This is a genomic window from Pseudoalteromonas sp. EB27 (assembly GCF_001974875.1).
GTDB lineage: Bacteria > Pseudomonadota > Gammaproteobacteria > Enterobacterales > Alteromonadaceae > Pseudoalteromonas.
Genome location: NZ_MTQD01000010.1, coordinates 89916 through 116167, shown reverse-complemented (window position 1 = coordinate 116167; position 26252 = coordinate 89916). Strand labels below are relative to the sequence as shown.

Genomic DNA, 26252 nt, shown 5'->3' with positions numbered 1-26252 from the left:
ATAGTTTGATACTAAAAACGCCAATATAAATGTTGGCGTTTTTTATATTAAATTTTTACCGTGCGACTATTCTATCTCGCCCTGCATCTTTAGCAGCATATAAGCCTAAATCCGCCTCTTCTAATAATGCTTGCTCAGCATACACTTTACCACTTTGCGTGGTGGCGATACCTATACTAATAGTTATGTGGTCTGCATTTAATGAGGCTTTGTGTTCTATATTTAAAGCATTTACAGCGTTGCGTAATTTATTAGCAAACTCCAAGGCTTCATGCTTATCAATTCCCGGTAAGACGGCTGCAAATTCTTCACCACCATAACGAGCTATGAAGTCACTACCACGTTCACACTGAGCTGCGAGTGCTTGCGCAACATCCTTTAAGCATTCATCACCAGCACGATGTCCGTAGCAATCGTTGTAACGTTTAAAATGGTCTATATCCATAAGCAACACAGATAGTGGTGTTCCGCTTCGTTTACTGCGGCGCCATTCTCGAGCTAAGTTTTCGTCTAGGTAGCGTCTATTTGGGATTTCAGTTAAGCCGTCAATCGAGGCTAGCATCTCTAGCAGATCATTTTTTTGCTTTATAAGTAATTGGTTACGTACTCTAACGCGCACAATAGAAGGGCTAAATGGCTTAGTTATATAGTCCATAGCACCGAGCTCTAGGCCCTTAGCTTCGTCGTCGTGGCTACGATTAGCTGATATAAATATAACAGGGATCGATTGAGTTATCGGATTTTCTTTAAGTTGTACAAGCACTTCATAGCCGTCAATTCCTGGCATAATCACATCAAGAATAATTAAATCAACTTGCGCAGTTTTTACAAAGGTCAGTGCTTTTTCACCACTTTCAACTAAGAATACGTCGTGTTCTACTTTAAGTGTTTTTTCAAGTACTAATCGGTTGATTGGATCATCATCTACAATAAGTACTTTAGCTCTTTTCGACATCCCTAGCCCCTACCCCTTTTATAAAAACAATTACCTGTTCTAACTGCATAATAAGCTCTTTCAGTGTTATTTCAACAGGCTTGTTAGTTGTTTTAAGTGTTCTTTCACACAATAAAGCGCAGTGAGACAATCGTCTAAAACCTAAATTCCCTGCTACACCTTTTATACTATGCACTAAGCGTACCAAATCATCCTTATTGGTTGTTTCTTCTATTTGCGATAGCTGGGTTTCACATAAATTAGCAAACTTATCAATCATTGTATTGAGGAGCTTTTCATCCATACTAAACTGCGTTAAAGCGAATGATTTTTCGAAAAAGCTTGGTTTCACTAAGTTTAAATCGGCAATTGCATCAATAAGCACTTTAGCAACAACTGGTTTAGTTAAATGCTTATTCATACCGCACTTTAAAGAACGTTCAATATCAGCAGGCTCACAATGAGCCGTTAAGGCAAAAATAGGCAGCTGCTTTGCGTCAAACTGTTGACGAATTAAGGCTGTTGCTTGGCAGCCATCTATTTGTGGCATTTGCACATCCATCAATATTAAGTCGGGTCTTAAAATTTGCAATAATTCCATGCCAATAGATGCGCTTAAAGCAGTCACTACATTTACGTTTGCTTGGCGAAGTACACTGCTAATTATTTCTAAATTAAGTTGATTATCATCAATGGCTAACACAAGTAGACCCGATATATCAGCTTTAATCTCAGCAACGTTGTGTATTACCGCATTGGTACTCGCTTTAGGCTTTTGCTGAGAGTTCAAGCTAAATAGCCTTTGTCCCAATGCCGATGCTTTAACGTGGTGCGCAGCTAAATGCTCACTTGTTGGTAAATTAAGCGTGTGCTGATGATTAATAATAATTACCGATGTTTCTTTAGCTGATAACGAATCATTAATTGCTTCAATATTTAAAAGTGCAGGTAAGTCGGCTGCATCTATTATTATTTTTTGAATATTGGAGAGCTTAATTGGGTATTTGAGTACTTCATCTAAATTAATATTAGCAAGCTCTGTATAAGCATTTGTTACTTGCTTAAGCTCTTTACTTTGATCCGATAAAATAGCCAATGTATTAGTCGGTAACATCGTATTTTTAGTGGTATCAACCAAAAAGCTAACGCTGAAGTAAAACTCACAGCCATGGCCTTTTTTACTCTTTAAAGCAATCTCTCCCCCCATTAATGACACCGCATGTTTAACAATAGCTAAACCTAACCCAACACCATGATGTATGCGTGTTGAAGACTCATCACCTTGCGTAAAAGCGTCAAATAAACGCCTTTGATCGGCTTCATCTATACCCATACCGGTATCGATTACTTTAAAGCAAATATGCTGTTGCTCTAGGCTATTGCTTTCAATCAGTTCCATTTTTAAAGTAATAGAACCTGTTTTTGTAAACTTAACAGCATTTGTTAATAAATTACCTAATATTTGCTGCAAGCGAATGCTGTCGCATATCAAATCAGGCGCTATTAAAGGGTCAATATCAATGACAAATTCAATACCTTTTCCTTCGCACAATGGAGCCGTTAAACTTTCGCAAATATCCACCAGCTCAACCATGCTAAAAGATGCTTGTTTTAAATCAGTTTGCGAACTTTCTATACGTGCAAAATCAAGCATTCTATTGAGCATTAGCAACAAGCTTTGTGCTGCATGCTTAGCTTGGTCAGTTTGTTGTAATTGTTTTTGTGTTAAGCCTTGCTCAATAAGCATATCGAGCAGCCCTAAAACAGCGTTAAGAGGAGTGCGTATTTCATGACTTAAGTTGGCTATAAAGCGACTTTTAGCAAGGGTTGCCCGTTCGGCATCAAGTTTCGATTTAGTTAATGCGCTCACATCCTGAATGTGAATAACATAATAAGCTGGGTCACGGTTTTCATCCCATACGAGAGACACACTCAGTTGCAACCAACTTGTTAGTCGCCCCTGCGACAGTGTTAAGTGATATACACGTTTTTTGTCATCTAACAATTGCGCTAAGGTTGTTTTTATTTGCTGCCATTGAGAGTCATCAAACAATGCTTTCAACTGCTCGCCAACCAGTACTTGCTGTTCAGAGAATTGCTTCCTAGCTGCTTTATTTACTTGTAATATAGTATGTTCAAGCGAAAGTAAAACCACGCAGTTAGCGGCAAATTCAATCGCGCTTCTAAATTTTGATTCAGATGCTTTTAAAGCCAATAATGCTTGTTGCTGCTCGGTAATGTCACGGCCAATACCCATTGTTCCTAATAAGTGTTGATGTTCATTATAAAAAGGTGCAATAGTAAGTTGATATGATTTTGTATCAGTTTCGATGCGCTTCTCAACACTATTTCTATTTTGTAAAACTTGTTTTTCAAGCGCATTTATTTGCTGATCGTTGTCACCTAAATCATCTACATATTTACCTACTAATGCAGTTTGATCTTTACCAATATAAGCTTCAAATGCTTTATTACACCCTAAAAAGGAGCCATCAATATTTTTAAAATAAATTAGATCTGGCACACTGTTTAGCATAGTGTTGAGCAAAGCCAAGTGGCGCTCTTTAGCTTCGTAACTGCGACTTAGTTTTTCTGATTGCAGCTGAACTTGGTCATCTAGCGCTTTATTCGCATCTTGTAATGAATCAACCAACTCTTTATTTTTAATAAATACCCTCTTCACCTTAGAAAACCAAGGTTGCCAGCTCAGCGGTATTTTGTAATTTAGCTGCTCTTCGAATTGCGTACCGTTACTCTCCAAATACGACATTAAGTGAGTCATTGGCTTTATAAAAATACGCTGACTTAACCAAAAAAACACGCCAAACATAATGCTTAAAAACAGCGTTAAAAATGCAAACTCTAATAATATTTCATACTTAATTAAGCTTATTAATTGGGGTTTGTGCTCGTAAAATGCCGCGTGAATAGGCAACTCATCCAAAGGTTGCATAAAGTAATTACTACCACTAGTTAATACTGTTTTTTTACTATGGTGCTGGGCCAAGTTAGGCCAATAGCTTTTTAACGCTGTCGCTTGCTCTATTAACTGTTTAGAGCTGGCGATAATTTGATGTGATTGATTCATAAAAACGTATTCACCACTACTCGGTGAAACCTTTTTTAACCACCCAGAAATTGCTTGAACATCATAAATTAAAATAATGTAATCAGCTGAGCCTGTGCTTCGTTGTCGGCCAATAGCAAAATACGATTTGTCATTAACTTTAACAATAGGACTTGAGGTAAGTTTATTTGGTAAAAATTTTGGCTTAAACTTCTCATTTAGAATTTCAGTAAGCATTGAACTTTGGCTTTTGTTGCGCCTGCTGACATAAGCAAAACCATTATCATCAACATATGCTACAGCCGATAACGACTGCATTAATGCAAGCGTTGTATTAAACGAAGGCCCTAATGCAATCGCCCGTTGCCACTGTATAAGTGCCTTAGTAGATAACGCAAACTCGCCCTTACCTACAATTTCAGTACCTTGCTCACTAAAGTGACGGTAATAGTAACCATCATATTGATTTATACCTTCAAGTAGGCTTTGGTTTATTTGTTGAACGGTCGTTTGCTCGTATAAGCTAAACATTGTAGTAAGTAAATTACTCACCGATTCCATCCCGTGAGTAACCTGCGCTGAAACATTCGTAAAATCGGCTTCGCGTTTTTCAACCGCCCGCTCAAGCTTTATATTATATAAGTGCAAGCACAGTAAAAAAGCGACAATCAATGGCACTAAAAGCGCAATAAACAACGAACGATAATAATGTTTCAGAGGTAAAAAATTCAATGTACTGCCTGCCATTTGGCTCGAAAATCAATCGATAGACTATCGAGCCAATTTGTTAAGCGCAAGTTATAAATTTTCTTCTGCAAATGACGCTAAGCGGCTACGTACCACACCATTGAGGTTTATAGTTGCGCTGCCTTCAAAGTTTTTAAAGCGCTCTACTATGTACGTTAAGCCCGATGTTACTGGCGTTAAATAGTTACTATCTATTTGCGCCAAGTTACCTGTACAAATTAATTTAGTACCTTCGCCGCAGCGGGTAATAATAGTTTTGAGTTGAGATGCCGTTAAATTTTGGCTCTCATCTAAAATCACTACCGCATTTTGAATGCTACGCCCGCGCATAAAATTAACCGATTTAAACTGTACATTAGCCTTCTCCATAATGTAATTTCGACTCGATATCGGATTTTCGTCGCCTTTGTGCAATACCTCTAGCGTATCGGTAATGGCTGCAAGCCATGGTGCCATTTTTTCCTCTTCAGTGCCTGGTAAAAAGCCAATGGACTCTGCTATTTCTGGCGTATTACGAGTGACTATTACTTTATCGTAAATACCTTTTTCGATGACCATTTCAAGGGCGCTGGCAAGTGCTAACAAGGTTTTACCGCACCCTGCTGGCCCTGTTAAAATAACAAGTTCAATACTTGTATCGAGCAGCGCATCAAGCGCCATTCCCTGATAAATATTTTTTGGCTTAACGCCCCATGCTTGTTGGTGCATTAAACGCTCAACACCAATATCTTTGAGCGTTATGTGCTCGTCATCGTATGATTTAACACGTGCCGCAAACTGATCCCCACCATCAAGTAAATATTCATTACAAAATACATCTGGTATTAAGTTTTTAGGCACATGATGAAACGTATCACGCCCGTGTTGCTCGGTATTACACTCCCCAACATGCTCCCAAAAATCACCTTCGATTTTTTTATAACCACTAGTGAGTAGGCTTATGTCATCAATAAGTTGATCAGTGCGATAGTCCTCAACATATTTAAGCCCTGCGCCTTTGGCTTTTAAGCGCATGTTGATATCTTTTGTTACTAATATAACTTTTGAATCACTGTGCTGCTTTTGTAAGTACACGGCGCAATTAATAATACGATGGTCGTTTTCGTTACCAGGCAAACCAGAAATGGAGTCGGCAAATAAATGGTCGTTTACAATTATGAGGGTACCTGCAGAGCTCGCTTTTGCCTTTTTGTTACTCGGTAGCGCCACGCCTTGTAGCATTTGTTCAGGCGTTGCATTTTTAAGTACTTCATCTAATCCACGAATAGCGACGCGCGCATCACGACTTACGTCGTGTTTTCTGTCTTTTATGTGGTCAAGCTCTTCAAGCACCGTCATCGGAATTACAACGTCATGCTCTTGAAAAGACAAATAAGCGAGGGGTTCGTGAAGTAGTACGTTGGTATCTAGCACATACATTTTACTTTCAAGGTTTGAAGCTTTTTCCATAGCACTTTCCTTACGTTTTATGATTTTTATGCTATACCAAAATAACTAAGTAAAACGGGCAAAACTTAAACCTGCAATACTTAATTGCCAAGGCATAATGTAAGTTTAGTCTATTTGTCATAAAAGTCCGTTTTATTACAAACTGTAATTAGTTTTGATTTACCTAAAAAAGAGTCATAAACAAGCTGTTTTAATAGTAATAATTAACACTTACAAAATTAATTAAAAGTGAGCCAAATAGCGCCTTGCAGTGGTGTTAGCTTACAGGTAACATAGCCGCCTTTTTCATCATAGACGAGACATACATGAATTTTTCCTTAGGTCAGCGTTGGATCAGTGATACAGAGTCAGATTTAGGATTAGGCACCGTTGTTGCCATTGAAGGCCGTCAGGTCAGCATATTATTTCCTGCCAGTGGTGAGAGCCGTGTTTACTCTTGTGCAGAAGCACCTGTTACCCGTGTGGCATTTAATCCTGGCGATGTGATCAAAAGCGTTGAAGAATGGGAATTAGAAGTAGAGTCTATTGAAGTACAAGGCGAGTTACTGTGTTATCACGGCACCCGTGTTGATAACGGCGAAACTGCCAAGCTTAAAGAAACCTTTTTAGATCATTTTATTAAGTTTAATAAACCACAAGATCGTTTATTTGCAGGTCAAGTCGATCGTTTTGATCGCTATACACTTCGCTACCAAACGTGGTTACATAAATTTGAACGTGAACAATCGCCTATTAAAGGCTTAATTGGTCAGCGTGCTAATCTTATTCCGCACCAGCTTTATATTGCCCAAGAAGTGGGTAAACGTTTTGCACCACGCGTACTTTTATCAGACGAAGTAGGCCTTGGTAAAACAATTGAAGCGGGCATGATTTTACATCAACAAATTATTAGTGGCCGTGCGAGCCGCGTACTTATTGTTGTACCAGAAAATCTACAACACCAATGGTTAGTAGAAATGCTACGCCGCTTTAATTTACATTTTTCTATTTTTGATGAAGAGCGCTGCGACGAAGCGTTTGCAGATTCACCAAACGTGTTTGATACAGAGCAACTAGTACTTACCAGTCTTGAGTTTTTAACCAAGAAAAAACGCTGGTTTGAACAAGCAACGCTTGCTGATTGGGATTTACTAGTAATCGATGAAGCTCATCACCTAAGTATAAATAACGGCAAGCCAAGCTCAGAGTACCAACGTATGGCAGAGCTTAGCCAAGATATTCCGGGCCTTATTTTACTTACAGCAACGCCTGATCAACTTGGTCACAGCAGTCACTTTGCACGTTTACAGTTACTCGACCCTGATCGTTTTTACGACTACGACGTGTTTAAAGAAGAAGAAGCAAATTATAAAGACGTTGCTGAAGCTGCAAATCAATTACTGCAAGAGCAAGGGCTAGACGACACAGCCAAAGCTACACTGATTGAGCTATTAAAAGAAACCGACATTACTGATATTCTTGAAAAAGCACAGCAAGGTGATTTACCAGCACGTAAAGAAATACTTAACATGCTGCTCGATCGCCACGGCACGGGTCGCATATTATTCAGAAACAGCCGCAGCGGTATTGATGGCTACCCAAGTCGTAAATTACACGCCTATCCAATGGCACTGCCAAAGCAGTATAAAACGGCTATGTCGGTTCTCGGTAATATGGGCGGCATTCAAAACCCTGAACTAAGTGCACACCGTGCTCTTTTTCCTGAAAAAATATTTCAAGAGTTTGAAGGCGAAAGCGCAAGCTGGGGTCTATTCGATCCACGTGTAGATTGGTTAATCGACACTCTTAAAACGCTTAAGCGCGAAAAAGTACTACTTATATGTGCTAAAGCTGAAACAGCTATCAGCCTTGAGCAAATACTGCGTGAACGCGAAGCAATTAAAGCATCGGTATTCCACGAAGGCATGTCTATTATTGAGCGTGACCGCGCTGCTGCATTTTTTGCAGATGAGTACGATAATGCACAAATATTACTGTGTTCAGAAATTGGCTCAGAAGGTCGTAACTTCCAGTTTTCACATCACTTAGTGTTGTTTGATTTACCACTGAATCCAGATTTACTAGAGCAGCGTATTGGTCGATTAGACCGTATAGGTCAAACACAAGATGTGAACATTCATGTGCCATATTTTGAAAACACCGCTCAAGAAGTATTGCTACGTTGGTACAACGAAGGTCTAGACGCATTCGAATCTACCTCGTCAACGGGGCAAATGCTTTACAAAGAGTTTCGCGATGACTTACTTGAGTATATTGCTGCGCATAACTGCGATGAAGACGACCTAGATCCATTACTTGAGCAAGTAGCACAGCAAAATGCCGTACTGCGTAAAAAAATGGAAAGCGGACGAGATCGTTTATTAGAGCTACATTCATCGGGTCAAGGTGCTGCAGATTCGCTTGTAGCTGAAATCGAAAAACTCGACAATCAGTTTGAACTACCAAGCTACATGATCAACGTGTTCGATACGTTTGGCGTAAGCCAAGAAGATAAAGGCGAAAATACCATTATCTTAAAACCAACGGAGCATATGTTAAACCCATCATTCCCATCGCTTAAAGAAGATGGCATGACCGTGACCTTTGATCGTGACACGGCTCTTTCGCAAGAAGACGTGCACTTTGTTAGTTGGGATCACCCAATGGTGCAAGGCACCATGGATATGATTTGTGACGACGACTTTGGTAGCGCATCGGTAGCATTGCTTAAAAACAAAAAGTTACCACCAGGCACCTTTTTTGTTGAGCTTATTTTTGTTGCAGAAGCAATGGCACCAAAAGTATTACAGGTTGGTCGCTTTTTACCGCCTACACCAATTCGTATATTGCTTGATAAAGCAGGTAATAACTTAGGTGAGAATGTGGCTTTTGAAGGTTTTAACCAGCAGTTATCTGCAATTGGCCGTCAAACAGCAAGTAAACTTGCAGGTGCACTACAAAGCGCTGTCCACCCGATGATCACTACCGCTAAAGATATGGCACAAGAAAAACTTGAAGTTATTCGTGCAGCGTCGCTTGTTAAAATGCAAACGTCACTCAGTGAAGAGCAAGAGCGACTGGTTGCCCTTAAGCAAATTAACCCGAATATTCGCCAAGAAGAAATTACCTTCTACGATAAGCAACGCAACGACCTAACTACGTATATTGAAAAAACGCAGTTACAACTTGATGCAATTCGACTAATAGTGGTTTCACACTAAATATTTAGTTTTTAGCCTTTTAAGCCAACTCCAAAGTAAATGTGGAGTTGGCTATTAAAAGCTTAATTAACTAAATAGCTGTATCTTTTTTAAACTTCATTTTAAAAACCACGTGTTCTTATTTACATGTTAGCTAATTCCACCTCTTTAGCCTCATACTAAGTCCTTTGTTGGACTGTCGATTTTGCTAAGCATAACCGTATCCAAAAACTTAAGCTTCGCTCTATACAGCTATTGTGAGAGAGAGCTGATAGGTTTATTTTCCCTTGCATAAAGTTGTTTTTTTGTTAACCTACTCGCCTTCCATTTTAGTCTTTTTGAGGTGTTTATGGCGTTTCTATCTCGTTCGATATTGGCGTTGTCCATAGCGCTCTCAAGCAGTAATGTCTTTGCACAAGCCCAGTGCGATGTTGAATTACGTCATGGTTTAATTATTACTGACGATGCGATTCGCATATTAGATAAAGGCCAGACTCGTGTACAAATTAATAACAATAACCAACTGTTTATTCGCGGTTATTGGGTTGATTTAAGCGATGACGAAAGCAAAGTACTCGAACAGTTTAGTAATGGTATTCGCCACACAGTCCCCGAATTAGTAAATCTTGCTACAGATGGTGTTAACTTAGGTTTAAGCGCTATTGAACACGTAGTTGAAGGTATGTCTGACAAAGAACCTGAAGTACTTAAAACACAACTGCAGTATGTAGAGCGTGCGCTAATGGATAAGTTTAAGCGCGGCGATGACTTCTTTTTTATAGCCCCTCAATCACTTTCGCAAATAGATGATTTTTTTACTAAAGAGATCAGCCAGCAAATTCACTCTGCAGTGCATGGATCGTTAGGTGCTATTTTGGTATCACTCGGAGATGCGTTTAAATCGCGTGAAGGGAATATAGAAGATCGTATTAACGACATGGGACAACGTATGGATATTATCTCAAGAGAAATTGATAAGTCGCTACAAAAAAAGGCGCATCAATTAGAGCTTAAAGCTTCTGAATATTGCGAATGTTTAAATGCACTCGATGTAACCGAATCTCGCTTACAAGCAATAGTACCTGGTATGGCCGATTATGATTTAGTGCAAATAAAGTCTTAAAGTACTCATCCACTTTTAGAATCAAATAACCCCGAGTATAAATATACTCGGGGTTTTGCTTTTTAACTTACTAATATTGAGTGCTAAAACTAAGCGCTTCAATTTTTATTCTAAATTGGTGAGCCCGGAGGGATTGGAAGTACTTTAAAGTTATTTGGCCATTGCCCTTTAATTAAAAACTGATTTACTTGCTCTGCTAAATATTGCTTAAATGCACTCTCGCCAATACTTGTATGGCTCAACATTGAGTTTTGGTTAAAGTCTTCACTCAACTTAACTAAGTAGTAACGCAACTGCGCCTGCACTTCAGGGCTTACACTATCGCTTGCTACTAAATCAGCCATAGTTTTTGCTGCTAAAAATTGCACGCGCTGAGTAATTTTACCTGTCATTGTATTAGGCGACGACACGTTAAACACTTGGTTATATAGCGCCTCAAGTAGTTCATCTAGACTATAAAAGTCATTACTGCGTGCTTGCTGCTGCGCTAGGCGATTTAAACGCTGTGCATTTAATAAAAGCGATAAACTATGCTGCACTGCAACTTCGGGTAATGCCATTGCATCGAGCGTTAACCCTGTGCGCCCAACTATGCTCTCGCGCGATTTAGACTCGCCATAGGCTTTTGGCGGAATTAGCGATAATACAGATTCAGGAAGTAATAAGTTATTTGGCTTAAGCGTTGCAAAAATAGCACTTACCGCTTCTTGCTGCATTTTTTTATTAACGACTTGTGCGCCTTTTACGGGTGAGTCACCACGTGTTTCGTATTCGTAATCAACACCGGCTATAAGCTTAACTGCCGCCTCAACCTGAAAACGGTGGAACAGATAAAGTGGAACTAGTTTTTCCTCTAATTGCGATAGTGAATCGCCCGTTTTAATATTATTAATACCAAACTGCGAAAGCGCTTTTTTACGTACGTCGAGTACGCGTAAAAGCTCCTGAGAGGGATTAGTGCCGTTATCCCATAAATGAGCAGTTGGGTGCGCGCCACCTTTAGCACGAGCATCACTATCTGATATAAACTCAAGGCCTTTGGCTTTGTTCTCCTTTAAAATAGCGGCGAGTTCTGCGCTTTCATCTTGGTTAGTAAAATCGCTATAGCCATATTTAATTACTTGGGTATCCCACACGCCCATGCCTGTTGCATAGCCGCGCGTTACATCAAGCTTACCTTGTTCATTAAAACTAAGTAGCGGATGTGGGTAATCCATTACAGAGGCTCTATCCCCTACCGATGCAGCAAAGTTATGAGAAATACCTAACGTGTGGCCAATTTCATGCGCGCTTAATTGGCGAATACGATCAAGCGCCATAGCTTGTAAGTTTTTAGCAACTTCATTACCTTTTAAATAAGGTGCAGCGAGTGCTTCAGCTATTAAAATATCTTGGCGAACACGCAATGAGCCGAGTGTTACATGCCCTTTAAGTATTTCACCTGTGCGAGGGTCAATTACAGAGCTTCCGTATGACCAACCACGCGTTGCACGGTGTACCCATTGAATTACGTTGTAACGAATATCCATAGGATCGGCACTACTTGGCAGCACTTTTACTACAAATGCGTTTTTGTACCCTGCAGCAGTAAATGCGTCGTTCCACCACTTCCCACCTTCAAGTAAAGCGCTTTTAACTGGCTCCGGCACGCCGGGATCTAAATAATAAACAATAGGTTCAACTGGCTCACTAATTGGTAAGCTTGAGTCCTTTTTCACTAAACGATGGCGCGGTATATAGCGCACAAACATAGACTCGCCAAGCGGGGCTGCGTAGTCTTTATGCTCAATACTCCAAAAGCCAGATTGCGGGTTAAACTTGCGCGGCGTGTAGTTATCATCTGGTAACTGAATAAGCGAATGATGCATATGCACAGTAAGTGCGTATGGGTCGGCACTTACTTGGCGAACAAACTCACCTGGTTTTGTGCCTTTAAAAGTAAGTACGGCTTCAAGCTCGGTGTTTTTTACAAATGCTTTTGAGCGATTCATATAAACGGCGCTACGTGACTCATCAAGGCTAAAGCTACCTTGCTTACGTGCAGCAAGCGTCCGGCTTACGCCATGTACATCACTTAATAAATAAGGAGTGTAATCAATAAGTGCTGTGGTTTTATCTTCTGCGACCACTTTAAAACCTGCAAGTATACTTGATGCAAACGCTTCTTTAATGCTTTGCTGCTCAGCCTTATTACTTGTATTAGCACGATAGTAAGTATTTACAGCACGTAGCATTACTTTTTCACCAAAACGCTCAAACTGCACAAGGTGAGTATTACCCAGCTGACCTCTATCAAGGCCTATGTCGTTAGAGCCAATACCGTAAGGTAAACTTTGTTGCAGTAAAAATTGCTGTTCAAACTTATCTACTTTTAAATAAACTTTGCCGTTTTGGGTATCGTAAAAAAACGAATAGTAGCCCGGAAAATGATTCATTTGCGTAGTAAATTCATCAATTGACTTAATTGCTGCGTGCGCTTGAGTTATGATAGTGCACAGCACAGTAAAGAATATGTAACTTAGTAGTGGTATTTTTTTCATAATCTTATCTTTGTTGTTTGTGTTTTAAGTACGATTAGGTGACACCATTATAGGGTGCTATTTAAACAATACAGTTATTTAAGACGAATTTCAGCGCACTAAGCTAATCTCTCTCACATTATGATTGGTTTTAACACGTTACCAGGAAAATAAAATGCGTAGACTCCCTCCAGTATTACTAGAAGACGGTTGCCCAAGAGAACTTTTATCATTAATTCGAACAATTTTAGCGGCATGTAAAGAAATTTCGTTTCGCGTTGGCCAAGGCGCGCTTTCTGGCGTATTAGGCTCAACCCTTGATGAAAACATTCAAGGTGAAACTCAAAAAAAGCTCGATGTATTATCTAATCAGCTGTTAAAAGATATTTTACTGGAATCTGGAACGGTTAAAGCAATCGCCTCTGAAGAAGAAGACTACACAGTAGCCGGTAACCCAGACGCTAAATTTATAGTGGCATTTGACCCACTTGATGGCTCATCAAACACCGACATAAACTCACTTGTGGGTACTATATTCTCGATTATGGAAGCACCTGAAGGCTCTGACGCTGCTGATGAAAGCATTTTTATGCAGCCAGGCCACAAGCAAGTTGCAGCAGGTTACGTACTTTACGGCCCGTCAACAATGCTTGCGCTGACTACAGGTAAAGGCACCCGTATGTTTACCCTTGATAAAACACAAGGCAGCTTTTTACTTACACAAGACTTTGCCGAAATCCCTACTGACACAAACGAATTTGCAATTAATACGTCTAACCAACGTCATTGGCAACCAGCTATGCAAGACTACATCAATGATTTGCTAGCTGGCGATATGGGCCCGCGCGCTAAAAACTTTAATATGCGCTGGATTGCAGCAATGGTTGGCGATGTGCATCGCGTACTTAGCCGTGGTGGTTTATTTACTTATCCTACCGATACTAAAGATCCTAAAAAGCCAAATAAATTACGCCTACTTTACGAAGCAAACCCAATGGCCATGCTAGTAGAACAAGCTGGCGGTATCGCTTCAACCGGTACCGAGCGCATTATGGATATTCAGCCTGATGCAATCCACCAGCGAGTAGCCGTTATTTTAGGTTCTAAAAACGAAGTAGAAACGTGCTTGGGATATCATAAATAATCGCTTAAAACGATTGTCTTCAATTTAAAAAACCGCATTCAATTGAAGTGCGGTTTTTTTGTAGGTGAGGTTTTACATCTCGCTTTTTAAACACCAAAGCCACGTTACATGAGCGCGAAGTAAATTCTCACCTACAGGGTTACATATATTGTAGGTGAGGTTTTACACCTCACTTTTTAAACACCAAAGCCACGTTACATGAGCGCGAAGTAAATTCGCACCTACAAGGTTGCACATATTGTAGGTGAGGTTTTACACCTCGCTTTTTAAACTTTTACTAACGCAACTATTTGCTCAAGCTTTTGATGATTAAGCTCTCCCATTTGCTCACTATTACTTAGAGCATAGATAAAACCTTCGAGCTCAGTACAATCAATATCATCTCGCGATTCAATTACGTTTGCCCAAAGCTCTAAATCATCCAAGTCTATTTCGTTACTTAAACAGCGCTTAAGTACATCAATTAAAACCTCAGCTGAGAGAGTATAATGAATTTTATTACTATCAGCAGGGCTTGAAACAATAACCGATATAGCCTCATCTCTTTGTTCACCAAACGTAATAAATTCAGCTAATGCTTTTTGTGTATTCATAATATTTGTTATTCTTGGCTCACTGTTACTAAAAAGAATTATAATGACTCAACTTAACTGCACTCAATGCGACAACACTCTAACGTGTAATGTAGACGATATATCAGCGTGTTGGTGCAACGAGCTGCCTGCTATTTTACCGCTAGATACCACAGCAACAAGTTGTTTATGCAGCAAGTGCACGCTGAATAAAATAAATACTTTTTTAGAGGGTGTTTATACACAACCTATTAAAACCCAAATAGACTTTGCAAAACAATTTAGAGGTAACGACAATTTAATCGAAGGGCTCGACTACACCATGCAAAATGATTACATGGTATTTAGTAAGTGGTTTTTTTTAAAGCGAGGAACCTGTTGTAAAAATGGCTGTAAAAACTGCCCTTATGGTTTTAGAAAGTAAAACTATTTAATACAAATACGAGCAAACATTGGTTTTTACCTTCTCATTTTCTTCTCTTTCACTTCTCCTTGTGAATAATATTTTTAAGTACTGTTATTCACAAAGAGGTTTAGAGACGCTGCGCTTTTAGAGTAAGTGATTGTATAAAAATACTATTCAAATACGAGTAAGCACTGGTTTTTACCTTCTCATTTTCTTCTCTTTCACTTCTCCTTGTGAATAATATTTTTAAGTACTGTTATTCACAAAGAGGTTTAGAGGCGCTGTGCTTTTAACGTGAGCAAGCTTTACATATCCAACACGTCTACTTTTCTCCCGTGGCGATGGGCAATGAATCACTCGCGCCCCACTCACTCCAGGAGCCATCATAAACGCTTAAATTACTGTAACCACATTCAGTAGCAAATAACGCTAAAACACAGGCTGTGATACCTGAGCCACAGCTAAATTGTAACTGCTGCGCATCACCGATTACATCACTAAATATCGCTTTAATTTCAGTAAGTGCCTTTGCTTCACCTTTATTAAGTAAATTCATAAAAGGCAACGAGCGACTATTTGGGATATGCCCGCTACGCATACCTTTTCGGGGTTCACTTTCTTCGCCTGTAAAACGTTTATAAGCACGTGCATCTAGCAATACAGTGTTAGGCTCATCGATTACGTCAACCACTTGTTGGCTATTAATAAAATACTCAGAATTATAGTTTGCTGTAAAATCACCTTTACCTAATGCTTCACTATAACCTTGTTGTGTGGCGTAACCACTCTCTAACCACTTTTTAAGACCACCGCTGAGTACTTTAACATTGTGATGTCCCATAGCTTTAAACATCCACCACGCTCTTGCTGCGCTAAATAAACCGCCATCTTCGTATACAACTATAAACGAGTCGTTATTTACACCTGCATTTTGCATCATGTGGGCAAACTGCTGCTCACTGCATACCGTACTTGGTAAGGGATTTGATCTATCGGCCAATTCGTTTTTTATGTCAAAACGTTTAGCGTTAGGCAGCATTGCTTGCGGCGAATAAGTACCCAAAACACCTGGGCGCAGCATACCTGCATCAAATATCACTAATGCAGGATTATTAAGTTGATCGTGTAATTGCTGACAACTGATTAGGTTTTTCACTACGATTCCTTATCACCATGATACTTAGCAAACTCGTCATTACCCGTAAAACGCGCTTCAATCGCTTTAATGTGTTTATCTTCAGTGTGTTTCCAAACGCCAGGAATACAATATACATGTTCAATAAAGCTAAAAAACTTATCCTTTAATAATGTATTTGGTTGCCAGCCCTGCACTACTTCGTTCATATTCTCTGCTAGCTGCTCTGCAGTGCTTGCATGCTTTACCAAACCCTCAATGTTGTAACAGGCTTGTCCAAGAGTTAAAACTCGTTTATTTAGCAGCAATGCTTCTAAGCCGACCGTTGAATTAATCGTTAATACGGCTTCAGCGCACTTAATCAAATCACTTGTTTGATTTCCATTAGCAAAAATTGCAATCGGATCTTTTTCATAAAGATGAGCGTAATGTTTATGCCACGACGGATGCTCTTTAAAAACCACTTTTAAACTTGGATCGTTTAAGCTTTTGACCGCTTTAATCACCTCGTCGTAAAACATGTCCATAGAGTTTATCCACGGAGAAAAGCTAGCTAATTGAGTATCGTGAGGTACTTGAAAAGGCGCAAATATATAGCGTTCTGGCACATCGGCGCACTCAAATTCACAGCGTTTTTTATGATCAGCTCTTGGGATTAAATCCGGCGCACAAAAGTTTAGCTTATTTTGTGGGTCAAAATTTAGGTAAAAAGAAGGGTCACGGCTTAACGACGCATTATAGTTAATACCGCTAGGGTCCAAGCTACTTGTACCGGGTAGTAAACCATTTTCATAATAAAACTGCTTAACACCTAATGCTTTTGCAGCCATAGCAACGGTTGTATTTGGAAGTTTATTGCCGTTCCAAATAACAATACAGTCAGGATTAGTCTCGGTTAATAAGGCTAAATACTTAGCGTATCGTAACCGTTCAAATAAAACTAACCCAGCACTGTAAACAGCAGTAATAATAGGACTATTCCAGATAGCATTACGTGCTCTTTTGCGTTTTAGCTGAGAGTTAACTACATCAGTAAAATTAACTTGAAACGCATCTTTTAAATACTTAACAGCAGAAAGCTTAGGGGCTCCCATGATATGTAATTGGCAATCCATCGACAATTTTTTGATTATTTTTCTATAGTATTTTGCGTGTACATTTTTGCGAGAGATAAATAGGTAAGCCATACAAGCTATATTTGCCAATTATTGTTTTTATGAAATAATTCTAAGTGGACAATGACATCAAAGCAAGGTTCCCTTTACTTAATAATTACTTTAAAGCCTTTATGGCTACATTTTTATAATTTCACCACGAAGTGGTGCCATTCTAGAGAGAATATCGTTTTGCAAACTATGGCTAATGTTCTGCTCATTCATTGCATTTATAAGTAAATCAACCACATGATTAAAGTCTTTCTCTGTAATATGCATACCTGTATGGATTGCTACCATAGAGTCGCCATCGTATGTACATGGGCCTTCTACTAACATACACATATGAGTAATAAACCCTTGGCGAAAGTACGCTATATTGCTGTGTTCAAAGTAATGAATTATCTGCTCGTCATTACCTATTTGATAGATAAAGCTATCAACAATTCTGCCTATCCCCGCTTTACCATCGAGCTTTTGATAAAGCGATAATTGTGTTGAGCTAGCACAACTACAAAGCAATCCTACGCATACTATAAAAATACCAACGCTTTTCATTACCAATATCCTGTTACCGATAAATACCAACCTGTTTGATCGTCAGCCCCTGCAATGCTTCCTAAATCAAGGTAAGCCGCTGTCACACTTACGTGCTTATTAGGCATCCATGCTACAAATAAGTCTTTCCAATCTTGTTCGCCTAAGTTTAAGTTATTTGATTTTTGACGATACTCAACACCTACGGCTACTTCGCGACTAAAAAATATAGCTGTACTGCCTTCAAATAGCACTTCACTGCTACCATTTTCTCCACCGTAGCCAAGTAAACCAAGTTGATTAGCTTCGCTGTATCGTGTAGTTACGTTCCAAAACCAGTTATAACCAGCAATAGCCCCTAAATGTAATTTACTAGCAGCGAGGTAGTAGTCAGTGCCGCTAGTGTCTTGTGCACCTACAAGTGTTGCTACTGAACCATCATCGAGTGATTTATGTTGTAAACCTAAGCTTAATTGTGGCCAATCGCTGTAAACTATATCACCGTATAAACGAATTTTAGCACCCGTGATAGATTGCTCTATTTCGGTATCAAGCGCGGGTACATCAAATCGTTGTTGAGCATAGCTAAGCTCTATTCTATTAAATAAATTAAGCTGTGCACCACATACATCAAGTGTGTAGTCGGTTACATCTGCGCGGCTACAAAAACCATTTACAGAAAACTCATCCTCGCTGGCATATCCGGCAAGCTGCGCCCAAGGTACAATTCCGCCGCCGCCACTGCCTTCAATTTGAGAAACTCCCGGCGTAGCTAGCAGTTTTCCATTGCTTGCAATGCTCGGTACACTAATTATTAAAAACAAACTTGCTAATAAGTATTTAATTTTTTTCATAGTATTCCTCCAGCCATTCTTCTAATAGTTCTGCTTTTAAAGGCCTACTTAAGTAATAGCCTTGTGCATGGTCACACTGCATACCTCTAAGTAAATTTAATGAGCCAATTGTTTCAACCCCCTCAGCTACAACCGAGAAACCTAGCTGATGCCCCAACGTAATTGATGATTGCACTATAAATTGATCTTTTTGCGATTCATCAAGTTTTAGGATAAAGCACTTATCTAGCTTAAGCTCATCAATCGGTAACATTTTTAATCGACCAAGTGATGTTTGCCCTACACCATAATCATCTAATGATATTTTAACGCCAATTGCCTTTAGGTTTTCGAGCGCTTTAATACCTTTTTCTTCGTTTTCGATCATATCGCGCTCAGTAAGCTCAATAGTGATCAGCTTAGGATCTACTTTGTACTTTTTAAGCGTACGAACTAATGCAGCATGAAAGCCCGGAAATGCTATGTCTTGCGCAGATACATTTATTGCAGCCTGTAAGTTTATATTTTTAGACTGCCAATCAGCTACTTGTGCTACAACCGTATTAACAACCCACCCAGTAAGCTCAACAATAAGGCCCGACTGCTCAGCTAAGTCAATAAACAGTTCAGGATTAACCCAGCTACCATCTTTTCGCTGCCAGCGAATAAGTGACTCAACTTTATCTATTTTTTGCGTTTTCATGTGTAATTTTGGCTGATAGGTCATAAATAGCTGACCATCATCATCACTAATAGCCTGCTTTAATTCATCAAGCATTATTAAGCGCTCTAAGTGCGCCTCGTCTTCACCATTTTGATAGTAATGTATGCTCTCTTGTGTGTTGGCTGCACTCTCAACAGCAATTAGCACGCGGCGCATTAAGTCATCACTTGCAATTCCTTGTGTAGGATACTGCACAATGCCCGCACTAAAACGTAAATTAATTTTGAGTGTTTGAATGGTGTAACAAGCTTGTAATTGAGCCATTAATCCTACAATACCGCTTTTTTGCTCGCGCGCTGCCGCAGTCGGAAACACAGTTAAAAACTCATCGCCGCCAATACGAGCATGAAAGCCCCCTAACTCATCCGAAAACTCACTTATTCTGCAAGCAACCGCCTTTAGGCAGTCATCACCAATACGCGGACCCAGCTTATCGTTTATATGACGAAGACCTTTTATATCTATTGCAACGAGCGTGTACTCGGCTGATATATCTAACTCATCATCAAGCACCTCAAGCATTGCCGAGCGATTATAAAAGCCTGTTAGGGAATCGTGTCTGGCTTGAAAACTAATTTGCTGTTCACGCTGATTAATATCATTACCCATGCTATCAAACGCGGCAACTAAGGTGGCTATTTCTGTAGTTTGCTTTTGCCCTTTAAATTCAAAAGTATAATTACCTTGGGCAAATTGCCTTGCAATAACAGCGAGCTGGGTTAGCGGTGTCGTTAAGTTATTAGCAAATAAACTGCTAGTAATAACACCTACAAACATAGTTAAAATAGCTAATATAATGAGTGTAAAAAGAAGTTTTTCGAAGTCGCTATAGCTTTGAGTTAAATCGGCACTTAGTAAAATAATAATGGGGTGAGTTAGCAGGGATGGTAAATTTATATCGCGATTACGATACACTGAGTACTCCCCCAAAAAGCGTGATGTAGTCACTGTATTAAAGTAATTAACGGGTTCAAATGGCTCTGGGCGATTAGCTAATGAGCTAATAACAATATCATCAGCACTGCCTATAAAGCTTACATCCATGCCCGTTAAGCTTTTTAGTTCATTCGCTACATTGTCGTCAATTTTAAAGCCTACCAAACTATAGGCCACTGTACGTGGCGCTCTTACGGGTAATAAAATAATTTGGTAAAGCTCGTTATTTAGCACCACAAAACTAGACTCTTCTGGCGCACTTAAAAGCTCTTCCATTAACGGCTTTAAGTTATGTGCAAAAGCGTCTTCGTCAGTATTGGCGGAAATTAGCCTACCCGATAAATCAAGTAGCAGCATTAATTCGGCATCAATACGCTGACTATGATTAAACAACACACTGCTTATTGTCCCGGCATCTCGCGTTGCTACAGCTTGCTTAAAACCAAAGTCGGAGGTGAGTACTTTTGCTGCGGTTAGTAGTAGGCTTTCTTTTGATTTTAAATATTGCTTATAAACATTTTGCGCTACGGTAATGTCTTGATTTACTTTTTCTTCTTGAAACTTACTCGTAGACCACCAAAAACTAAACAAGCTGACCATAGTGGTTAATAACACTAAGCCAACACATAAAATGGTTATGCGATTTCGTAAACTATTAGTCATTACCAGCCTTAAACTTACTACCAAAAGTATTTCTAGGTGCTGGGGTCGATGTGTTTACTGTTATCTGTAACTTTTTTTGAGAATTGATTGTTATAATTTTTTTATTCTCCAATGGCGCTGTTTGTAAAGGGTGCCACACACTCACTTGTGCAGGCAGTATATTAATAGGCAAACTAACATAGCCTTTTTTATCTGTTTTATATACGGATTCACTACTCGCTACATAGATATAGCCAACCATAGAGTCATGAATATTACACCCTAAAACAACAACCCCTTGTTGCTCAAACGTAATGGGCTCTTTTGGTTGCCCTGAATATAATCTTAGTTGAAAAGGCTTAGCTTGTGAAAAAGAATAAACATGATGGCGAATATTATCGCTGTTAGGAAAGTTAACTTTTTGACCCTGTTGTACAACTAATAATTCGGGTAAAAACTGCTTATGGACTTGATCCATTATGGCAGTGGGCAAATTTGATGGTGTGGCTTGCTTATCAGCAACATTAAGCTCAACCACTGCACCTGATAACTTTTGGCCGTGTTGATCCTCTATTACTAATTCAATATTTGCACTTAAAGCAAACTGACTAAAAAACAAACCTATAGCTAAAAAACAATGTCTTTTAGCAAACTTTTGCAATGCCCGCTCAAACATAACAACACCTAAATATTAATGTTAGGTTAAGTTAATTAGAGACGAGCACTAATTGCAAGAATTATAGCCCAGTAACTAAAAATAAAGACTTAGTTACTGGCTTTGTTAGCACTTAAGTGCTGCTATTTAACAATTAATCCGTAATCGTTATCTAAAATAGTAATTACTTCTTGGCGAGGATCTTTAGGGATCACAATATCTCTGCCTACAATTTTGCTCGCTATACCAACATAGGTGTTTGACACTTCAAGCATTACTGATTCTGGTAAAATATAATCTTTAGCTAATTGCTCACGCTCACTCATGCGATCTTTATTTAATAATACGTCACTCTCTGGCACATTATTAATAAGCAATTGTCGAAAACCCTCTTTAGAATTTTCAACAATTTTACCGTTTTTGTATGCAGCTTCATCCCAAATGCGTGACGAATCAGGCGTGCCTACTTCATCAATATATATAAGTTGTTGCGCGCCATTTAAATCCTCTACATAACCAAACTCAAATTTCGTATCTACAAAAATTTGGCCAAGCTTCGCTAGTTCATCACTAATTAATTTAAAACCTTCAACTAACAGCTTTTCGTATTTGGTTACGTCATCTACCGATTTAAAGTTAAATACGTCTAAGTTATTAGTAATGTTAGCGCGAGTAATATTTACATCATCAACTGGCGGAATATCAGCAACGCCTTTAATAATACCTTTTGTTGATGGCGTAATTAAAACGTTATCAAGCTTTTGGTTCGCTTTTAAGCCTTCAGGCAAGTCAATACCACAAAAGTTACGTATGCCTTTAGCGTAGTCACGCCACATGCTACCCGTAATATATTGGCGAGCAATTGCCTCTACTTTTACTGTACTGGCTTTGCGTACAATCCACACATACGGATGTGGAATATCAACAATATGATTACCCGCAAGGCCTGCTTTATCAAATAACTTAAACCAATGGGCTGCCACTGAGTTTAACGCTATACCTTTACCTGGTACGCCATTTAAACCATTTTCGCCTTGCCAAATGCAATCAAATGCAGAAATTCGGTCTGAAATAACCATAATAGCAAGTTCAGTACCTGTCGGTACTTGGTAGCCTTTGTCTTTAATTAATCGTGCGCTGTCTTCATCAGTTAACCAATAAACTGAACGAACTTTACCGCTGTGTACTTCACCTTTGGTACGAATGGGTAAATCATCGTTTACGTCTAAAACTTTATAGCTAGTCATGCTATCTCCGGGGTTAGGGATGCTCTTTGAGCAAAGTATGGTATGGGGTTATATGGGCTGTATAATAATCTAGCCAACCTCAAAGCTCAATCGGATGCTTAAAACAAATAAAGGCATATATTTATAAGCAAGTCGCAATGGGGTAAACTTGATATGCTAACCAGCCTGAGGAGATAGCTTGAACTACTTAACTGCCACTAAAAATAAAAAATACTTGATGTATATTTCTCAGAATTATTCATACGCTATCTTGAGACCTTTGCAGGCGCAAATATTGGCATATGGTGGTGAAGTACGCTGGTTTTTAGCTGGTAGCGAAGTAAACCCCGATTTTTTAACCACAAACGAGCAGCGTTTACATACCATAAAAGATGTTAAGAGCTGGTCTCCAAACATTACATTTATACCGGGCAATATAGTACCGAGCTTTATTCCGGGTAAAAAAGTAGCTGTATTTCATGGTTTTAACTCTGAAAAGCGCAGCTCTGAAGGTAATCGTGGGCATTTTACTATTCGTGGTTGTTACGATTTATATTGTACGCAAGGTCCAAATACAACAACCCGATTTAAAGAGCTAGCTAAGCAGCATGGTTTCTTTAAAGTAACTGAAACTGGCTGGCCAACGCTCGATCCACTTTTTAGCAATACTTCAAATAATCCTTATGTAAGTGACGACTCTCGCCCTACTTTACTTATATGCTCTACTTTCTCACGAAAGCTGTCACTTGCTCCTAAATTATATGAGCAAATAAAACATTTTAGTAAACAAGGTAAGTGGCGTATTTTGATGCAATTTCATCCTAAAATGCCTACCGAATGGGTTAATAAATACAAAGCGTTGAGTAGCGAAAACCTAACATTTATTGAAACCGATAACGTCTTGCCGTTACTGCAAGCTGCCGATGTTATGCTGTGCGATACTTCGTCAGTTCTTTTAATGTTTTTACTACTACGTAAACCGGTAGTAACATTTTGCAATCAAAAACCACTTCCTCATTTACTTGATATTACCGATGCTGATGAAGTAGAAGCAGCTATTGAACATGCGCTTACTAAACCTAGTGATTTAATGCAAAGTATTGAAAGCTATTGCCAGGAACTTCATCCATATACCGATGGTCAATCTAGCCAGCGCGTATTAAATGCAGCTAATGAATTTTTACAAAGTAGCGATAAACTAAAATCCAAACCACTAAATATAATAAGACAACTAAAAATGCGTAAAGATCTAAACTATTGGGGTTGGTAACCAAATAATGATAAACCTAAAAAATGTTACTTTTAAGTGGCATAAAAGCGATAGCTCTCCCACGCTCAACATAAAAGAGCTAGTTATTGAAAAAGGCGAGCGTATTTTTTTGTATGGCCCTAGTGGCTCTGGTAAATCGACACTATTAGCGATTCTTGCTGGTATTAACACTGTCACTAGCGGTGAAGTGTTAATTCTAAATAAAAACCTCAGTACACTAAGTAATACTACCCGTGATGCGTTTAGAGCGGATCACATTGGCTATATTTTTCAAAATTTTAACTTGCTCCCTTATTTATCACCTATTGAAAATGTAACGCTTGGGTGTGAGTTTTCAAAAATCCGAAAACAAAAAATATTAAAGCAATCATCAAATAAAAGCGCTGCCTTACAAAATGAAGCGATACGGTTATTAAATGCTTTAGGGCTTACTGCGCAGTACCACAATAAAAACGTAGCAGAGCTTAGTATTGGACAACAACAGCGAGTTGCTGCCGCTCGCGCATTCATAGGCAGCCCTGAACTAATAATTGCTGATGAACCCACATCTGCACTGGACACTAACAATCGTGAGAGCTTTATAAAGTTACTGTTTGAGCAAGCAAAGTTATCTAATAGTACATTGGTGTTTGTGAGCCACGATGAAACACTAAAGCCTTTATTTAACCGCTCCATTGACCTTATAAATTTGCAGGAGCAGGTATGATCATCGCTAAACTTGCTTACAAAAGCTTATTAAATCGCCGCGCAAGTGTACTGCTTACATTATTCACTATCGCAATTAGTGTAATGCTACTTTTAAGTATTGAGCGTGTACGAATTGATGCTAAAAGTAGTTTTAGTAATACTATTTCGGGCACTGATTTAATTGTTGGCGCGCGTACCGGCGATATACAGTTGCTGCTTTCGTCAGTATTTAGAATTGGCCATACTAATAACGGCGTAAGTTGGAAAAGTTACGAATACATAACAAGTCAGCGAGGCGTAAAATGGAGTATACCTATAAGCCTAGGCGACAGCCATAAAGGCCAAGCGGTACTAGGCACAACACTTGATTACTTTAGCCATTATCGCTTTGCGAAAAAACAAAATTTAACCTTTAACAAAGGCCGTCCTTTTGCCGCAATTAACGAAGTGGTGCTAGGTAGTGAAGTCGCAAATAAATTAGGTTATAAACTTAACGCCTCTATTGTTATATCGCACGGCATGGGGAACACCAGCTTTCATCATCATGACGATAACCCATTTAAAGTCGTCGGTGTTTTAAACCCTACAGGCACGCCTGTTGATAAAACGTTGCATATTCCTTTGGCTGCAATCGATTTAATTCACGGCGGTAAAGCTAGCCTTGTGCATGAGCATGAGCATGAGCATGAGCATGAGCATGAGCATGAGCATGAGCATGAGCATGAGCATGACGAACATAACAACCTAGTTGGGCATCCAAAGCAAATTACAGCATTTTTAATGGGATTTAATTCGCCTTTGTACACACTACAAATTAGGCGCAATATAAATCAATATAAGCCAGAAGCCTTGCTTGGAATTATGCCAACCGTAACACTTAAAGAGTTATGGGAAATGCTCGCCATAGTAGAAAAAATACTTTTGCTATTCTCAGCTGTTGTCGTGTTAATTAGCCTACTTGGCATGCTAACGACATTGCTTGCAAACCTGAGCCAGCGACGTCGAGAACTTGCTATATTACGTTCGGTAGGTGCTCGCCCTTGGCATTTATTCACACTTATAAGTATTGAGTCATTACTGACAACTTTACTTGGTTGCCTAGTAGGTAGTGCGCTTTACTATTTAGCTATTTTTTCAGCCGGCGGTTACTTACAAAGTCATGCAGGTATAAGCGTAAATATCACGATGCTCTCTTACTATGAACTGGGCTTAATCGGGGTTATTATGGCTGCAGGTTTTATTATTGGCTTAATACCCGCTACTCGCGCTTATTTTTATTCACTCAGCGATGGTATGAGTATAAAAGCATAATT

General features: G+C 39.2%; 19 protein-coding genes. 7 read left to right on the top strand and 12 right to left on the bottom strand.

The window, feature by feature from the left end; genetic code table 11:
* Positions 1–55 precede the first annotated feature (55 nt).
* From BW142_RS12540 to BW142_RS12530, 3 genes are read right to left on the bottom strand one after another with little or no spacing between them, the layout of a single operon-like run.
* Complete coding sequence (locus BW142_RS12540) at positions 56–955, bottom strand: diguanylate cyclase (RefSeq protein ID WP_004335468.1); 900 nt, start codon at positions 953–955, stop codon at positions 56–58.
* Complete coding sequence (locus BW142_RS12535; RefSeq protein WP_083707584.1) at positions 939–4748, bottom strand: ATP-binding protein; 3810 nt, start codon at positions 4746–4748, stop codon at positions 939–941. The genes BW142_RS12540 and BW142_RS12535 overlap by 17 nt, the downstream gene beginning before the upstream one ends.
* Before the next feature lie 51 nt (positions 4749–4799).
* Positions 4800–6197 (bottom strand): PhoH family protein, encoded by a 1398-nt coding sequence (locus tag BW142_RS12530; protein ID WP_008136608.1) that lies wholly within the window; start codon positions 6195–6197, stop codon positions 4800–4802.
* 305 nt (positions 6198–6502) lie between these two features.
* Between BW142_RS12530 and rapA the strand changes: the two genes are divergently transcribed.
* Together rapA and BW142_RS12520 are read left to right on the top strand one after the other, a co-directional pair.
* On the top strand, positions 6503–9397 hold the full coding sequence (gene rapA, locus BW142_RS12525) for an RNA polymerase-associated protein RapA (RefSeq protein ID WP_076925065.1): 2895 nt from the start codon (positions 6503–6505) through the stop codon (positions 9395–9397).
* A 328-nt stretch (positions 9398–9725) separates the two neighbouring features.
* Positions 9726–10499 (top strand): YggN family protein, encoded by a 774-nt coding sequence (locus BW142_RS12520; protein ID WP_004335480.1) that lies wholly within the window; start codon positions 9726–9728, stop codon positions 10497–10499.
* A gap of 110 nt (positions 10500–10609) precedes the next feature.
* On the opposite strand, the gene BW142_RS12515 is transcribed toward BW142_RS12520, so the two are convergent.
* A complete protein-coding gene (locus tag BW142_RS12515; protein ID WP_004335483.1) occupies positions 10610–13039 on the bottom strand; it encodes a zinc-dependent metalloprotease in 2430 nt (809 codons plus the stop codon).
* Between the two features lie 154 nt (positions 13040–13193).
* Here BW142_RS12515 and BW142_RS12510 point away from each other — a divergent pair, with 154 nt between their 5' ends.
* A complete protein-coding gene (locus BW142_RS12510; protein ID WP_076925064.1) occupies positions 13194–14162 on the top strand; it encodes a class 1 fructose-bisphosphatase in 969 nt (322 codons plus the stop codon).
* 266 nt (positions 14163–14428) lie between these two features.
* Here BW142_RS12510 and BW142_RS12505 read toward each other — a convergent pair whose 3' ends face one another.
* Positions 14429–14755: a hypothetical protein gene (locus tag BW142_RS12505; RefSeq protein WP_076925063.1), complete on the bottom strand. Its 327-nt coding sequence runs from the start codon at positions 14753–14755 to the stop codon at positions 14429–14431.
* A gap of 43 nt (positions 14756–14798) precedes the next feature.
* Here BW142_RS12505 and BW142_RS12500 point away from each other — a divergent pair, with 43 nt between their 5' ends.
* Positions 14799–15158 carry a DUF5522 domain-containing protein gene (locus BW142_RS12500; RefSeq protein ID WP_024598913.1) on the top strand — a complete coding sequence of 120 codons (360 nt, stop codon included), beginning with the start codon at positions 14799–14801 and terminating at the stop codon, positions 15156–15158.
* Between the two features lie 304 nt (positions 15159–15462).
* Here the strand turns inward: BW142_RS12500 and BW142_RS12495 are convergent, their stop codons facing one another.
* The 7 genes from BW142_RS12495 to BW142_RS12465 form a co-directional block, all read right to left on the bottom strand.
* Positions 15463–16296, bottom strand: a complete 834-nt coding sequence (locus BW142_RS12495; protein WP_076925062.1) for a sulfurtransferase — start codon at positions 16294–16296, stop codon at positions 15463–15465.
* Positions 16296–17390: a capsular biosynthesis protein gene (locus BW142_RS12490; protein WP_253188819.1), complete on the bottom strand. Its 1095-nt coding sequence runs from the start codon at positions 17388–17390 to the stop codon at positions 16296–16298. The genes BW142_RS12495 and BW142_RS12490 overlap by 1 nt, the downstream gene beginning before the upstream one ends.
* A 177-nt stretch (positions 17391–17567) precedes the next feature.
* Entirely contained in the window at positions 17568–17987 is a 420-nt protein-coding gene (locus BW142_RS12485) for a group 1 truncated hemoglobin (RefSeq protein ID WP_007581961.1), read from the bottom strand.
* Positions 17987–18820, bottom strand: a complete 834-nt coding sequence (locus BW142_RS12480; RefSeq protein WP_076925060.1) for a DUF3034 family protein — start codon at positions 18818–18820, stop codon at positions 17987–17989. The genes BW142_RS12485 and BW142_RS12480 overlap by 1 nt, the downstream gene beginning before the upstream one ends.
* Positions 18807–21122 (bottom strand): EAL domain-containing protein, encoded by a 2316-nt coding sequence (locus tag BW142_RS12475; protein WP_076925059.1) that lies wholly within the window; start codon positions 21120–21122, stop codon positions 18807–18809. The genes BW142_RS12480 and BW142_RS12475 overlap by 14 nt, the downstream gene beginning before the upstream one ends.
* The gene (locus BW142_RS12470) at positions 21115–21777 is read right to left on the bottom strand and encodes a methylamine utilization protein (protein WP_076925058.1); all 663 of its coding nucleotides are present in this window, start codon (positions 21775–21777) and stop codon (positions 21115–21117) included. Before BW142_RS12470 ends, BW142_RS12475 begins: the two co-directional genes overlap by 8 nt.
* A 122-nt stretch (positions 21778–21899) precedes the next feature.
* On the bottom strand, positions 21900–23003 hold the full coding sequence (locus BW142_RS12465; RefSeq protein ID WP_076925057.1) for a phosphoribosylaminoimidazolesuccinocarboxamide synthase: 1104 nt from the start codon (positions 23001–23003) through the stop codon (positions 21900–21902).
* Positions 23004–23181: 178 nt separating this feature from the next.
* On the opposite strand from BW142_RS12465, the gene BW142_RS12460 reads away from it, so the two are divergent.
* From BW142_RS12460 to BW142_RS12450, 3 genes are read left to right on the top strand one after another with little or no spacing between them, the layout of a single operon-like run.
* Positions 23182–24252, top strand: coding sequence for a CDP-glycerol glycerophosphotransferase family protein (locus BW142_RS12460; protein WP_083707583.1), 1071 nt, complete (start codon positions 23182–23184; stop codon positions 24250–24252).
* 7 nt (positions 24253–24259) lie between these two features.
* On the top strand, positions 24260–24958 hold the full coding sequence (locus tag BW142_RS12455; RefSeq protein WP_076925056.1) for an ABC transporter ATP-binding protein: 699 nt from the start codon (positions 24260–24262) through the stop codon (positions 24956–24958).
* Entirely contained in the window at positions 24955–26250 is a 1296-nt protein-coding gene (locus BW142_RS12450) for an ABC transporter permease (RefSeq protein WP_076925055.1), read from the top strand. The genes BW142_RS12455 and BW142_RS12450 overlap by 4 nt, the downstream gene beginning before the upstream one ends.
* Positions 26251–26252 lie beyond the last annotated feature (2 nt).

Excerpts from the sequence above, each read along its gene's own strand:
- BW142_RS12535 (WP_083707584.1), bottom strand. The coding sequence starts at position 4,748 with ATGGCAGGCAGTACATTGAATTTTTTACCTCTGAAACATTATTATCGT.
- BW142_RS12515 (WP_004335483.1), bottom strand. The coding sequence starts at position 13,039 with ATGAAAAAAATACCACTACTAAGTTACATATTCTTTACTGTGCTGTGC.
- BW142_RS12520 (WP_004335480.1), top strand. The coding sequence starts at position 9,726 with ATGGCGTTTCTATCTCGTTCGATATTGGCGTTGTCCATAGCGCTCTCA.
- BW142_RS12500 (WP_024598913.1), top strand. The coding sequence starts at position 14,799 with ATGACTCAACTTAACTGCACTCAATGCGACAACACTCTAACGTGTAAT.
- BW142_RS12470 (WP_076925058.1), bottom strand. The coding sequence starts at position 21,777 with ATGTTTGAGCGGGCATTGCAAAAGTTTGCTAAAAGACATTGTTTTTTA.
- BW142_RS12540 (WP_004335468.1), bottom strand. The coding sequence starts at position 955 with ATGTCGAAAAGAGCTAAAGTACTTATTGTAGATGATGATCCAATCAAC.
- BW142_RS12455 (WP_076925056.1), top strand. The coding sequence starts at position 24,260 with ATGATAAACCTAAAAAATGTTACTTTTAAGTGGCATAAAAGCGATAGC.
- rapA (WP_076925065.1), top strand. The coding sequence starts at position 6,503 with ATGAATTTTTCCTTAGGTCAGCGTTGGATCAGTGATACAGAGTCAGAT.
- BW142_RS12475 (WP_076925059.1), bottom strand. The coding sequence starts at position 21,122 with ATGACTAATAGTTTACGAAATCGCATAACCATTTTATGTGTTGGCTTA.
- BW142_RS12510 (WP_076925064.1), top strand. The coding sequence starts at position 13,194 with ATGCGTAGACTCCCTCCAGTATTACTAGAAGACGGTTGCCCAAGAGAA.
- BW142_RS12450 (WP_076925055.1), top strand. The coding sequence starts at position 24,955 with ATGATCATCGCTAAACTTGCTTACAAAAGCTTATTAAATCGCCGCGCA.
- BW142_RS12485 (WP_007581961.1), bottom strand. The coding sequence starts at position 17,987 with ATGAAAAGCGTTGGTATTTTTATAGTATGCGTAGGATTGCTTTGTAGT.
- BW142_RS12505 (WP_076925063.1), bottom strand. The coding sequence starts at position 14,755 with ATGAATACACAAAAAGCATTAGCTGAATTTATTACGTTTGGTGAACAA.
- BW142_RS12465 (WP_076925057.1), bottom strand. The coding sequence starts at position 23,003 with ATGACTAGCTATAAAGTTTTAGACGTAAACGATGATTTACCCATTCGT.
- BW142_RS12530 (WP_008136608.1), bottom strand. The coding sequence starts at position 6,197 with ATGGAAAAAGCTTCAAACCTTGAAAGTAAAATGTATGTGCTAGATACC.
- BW142_RS12480 (WP_076925060.1), bottom strand. The coding sequence starts at position 18,820 with ATGAAAAAAATTAAATACTTATTAGCAAGTTTGTTTTTAATAATTAGT.
- BW142_RS12490 (WP_253188819.1), bottom strand. The coding sequence starts at position 17,390 with ATGGATTGCCAATTACATATCATGGGAGCCCCTAAGCTTTCTGCTGTT.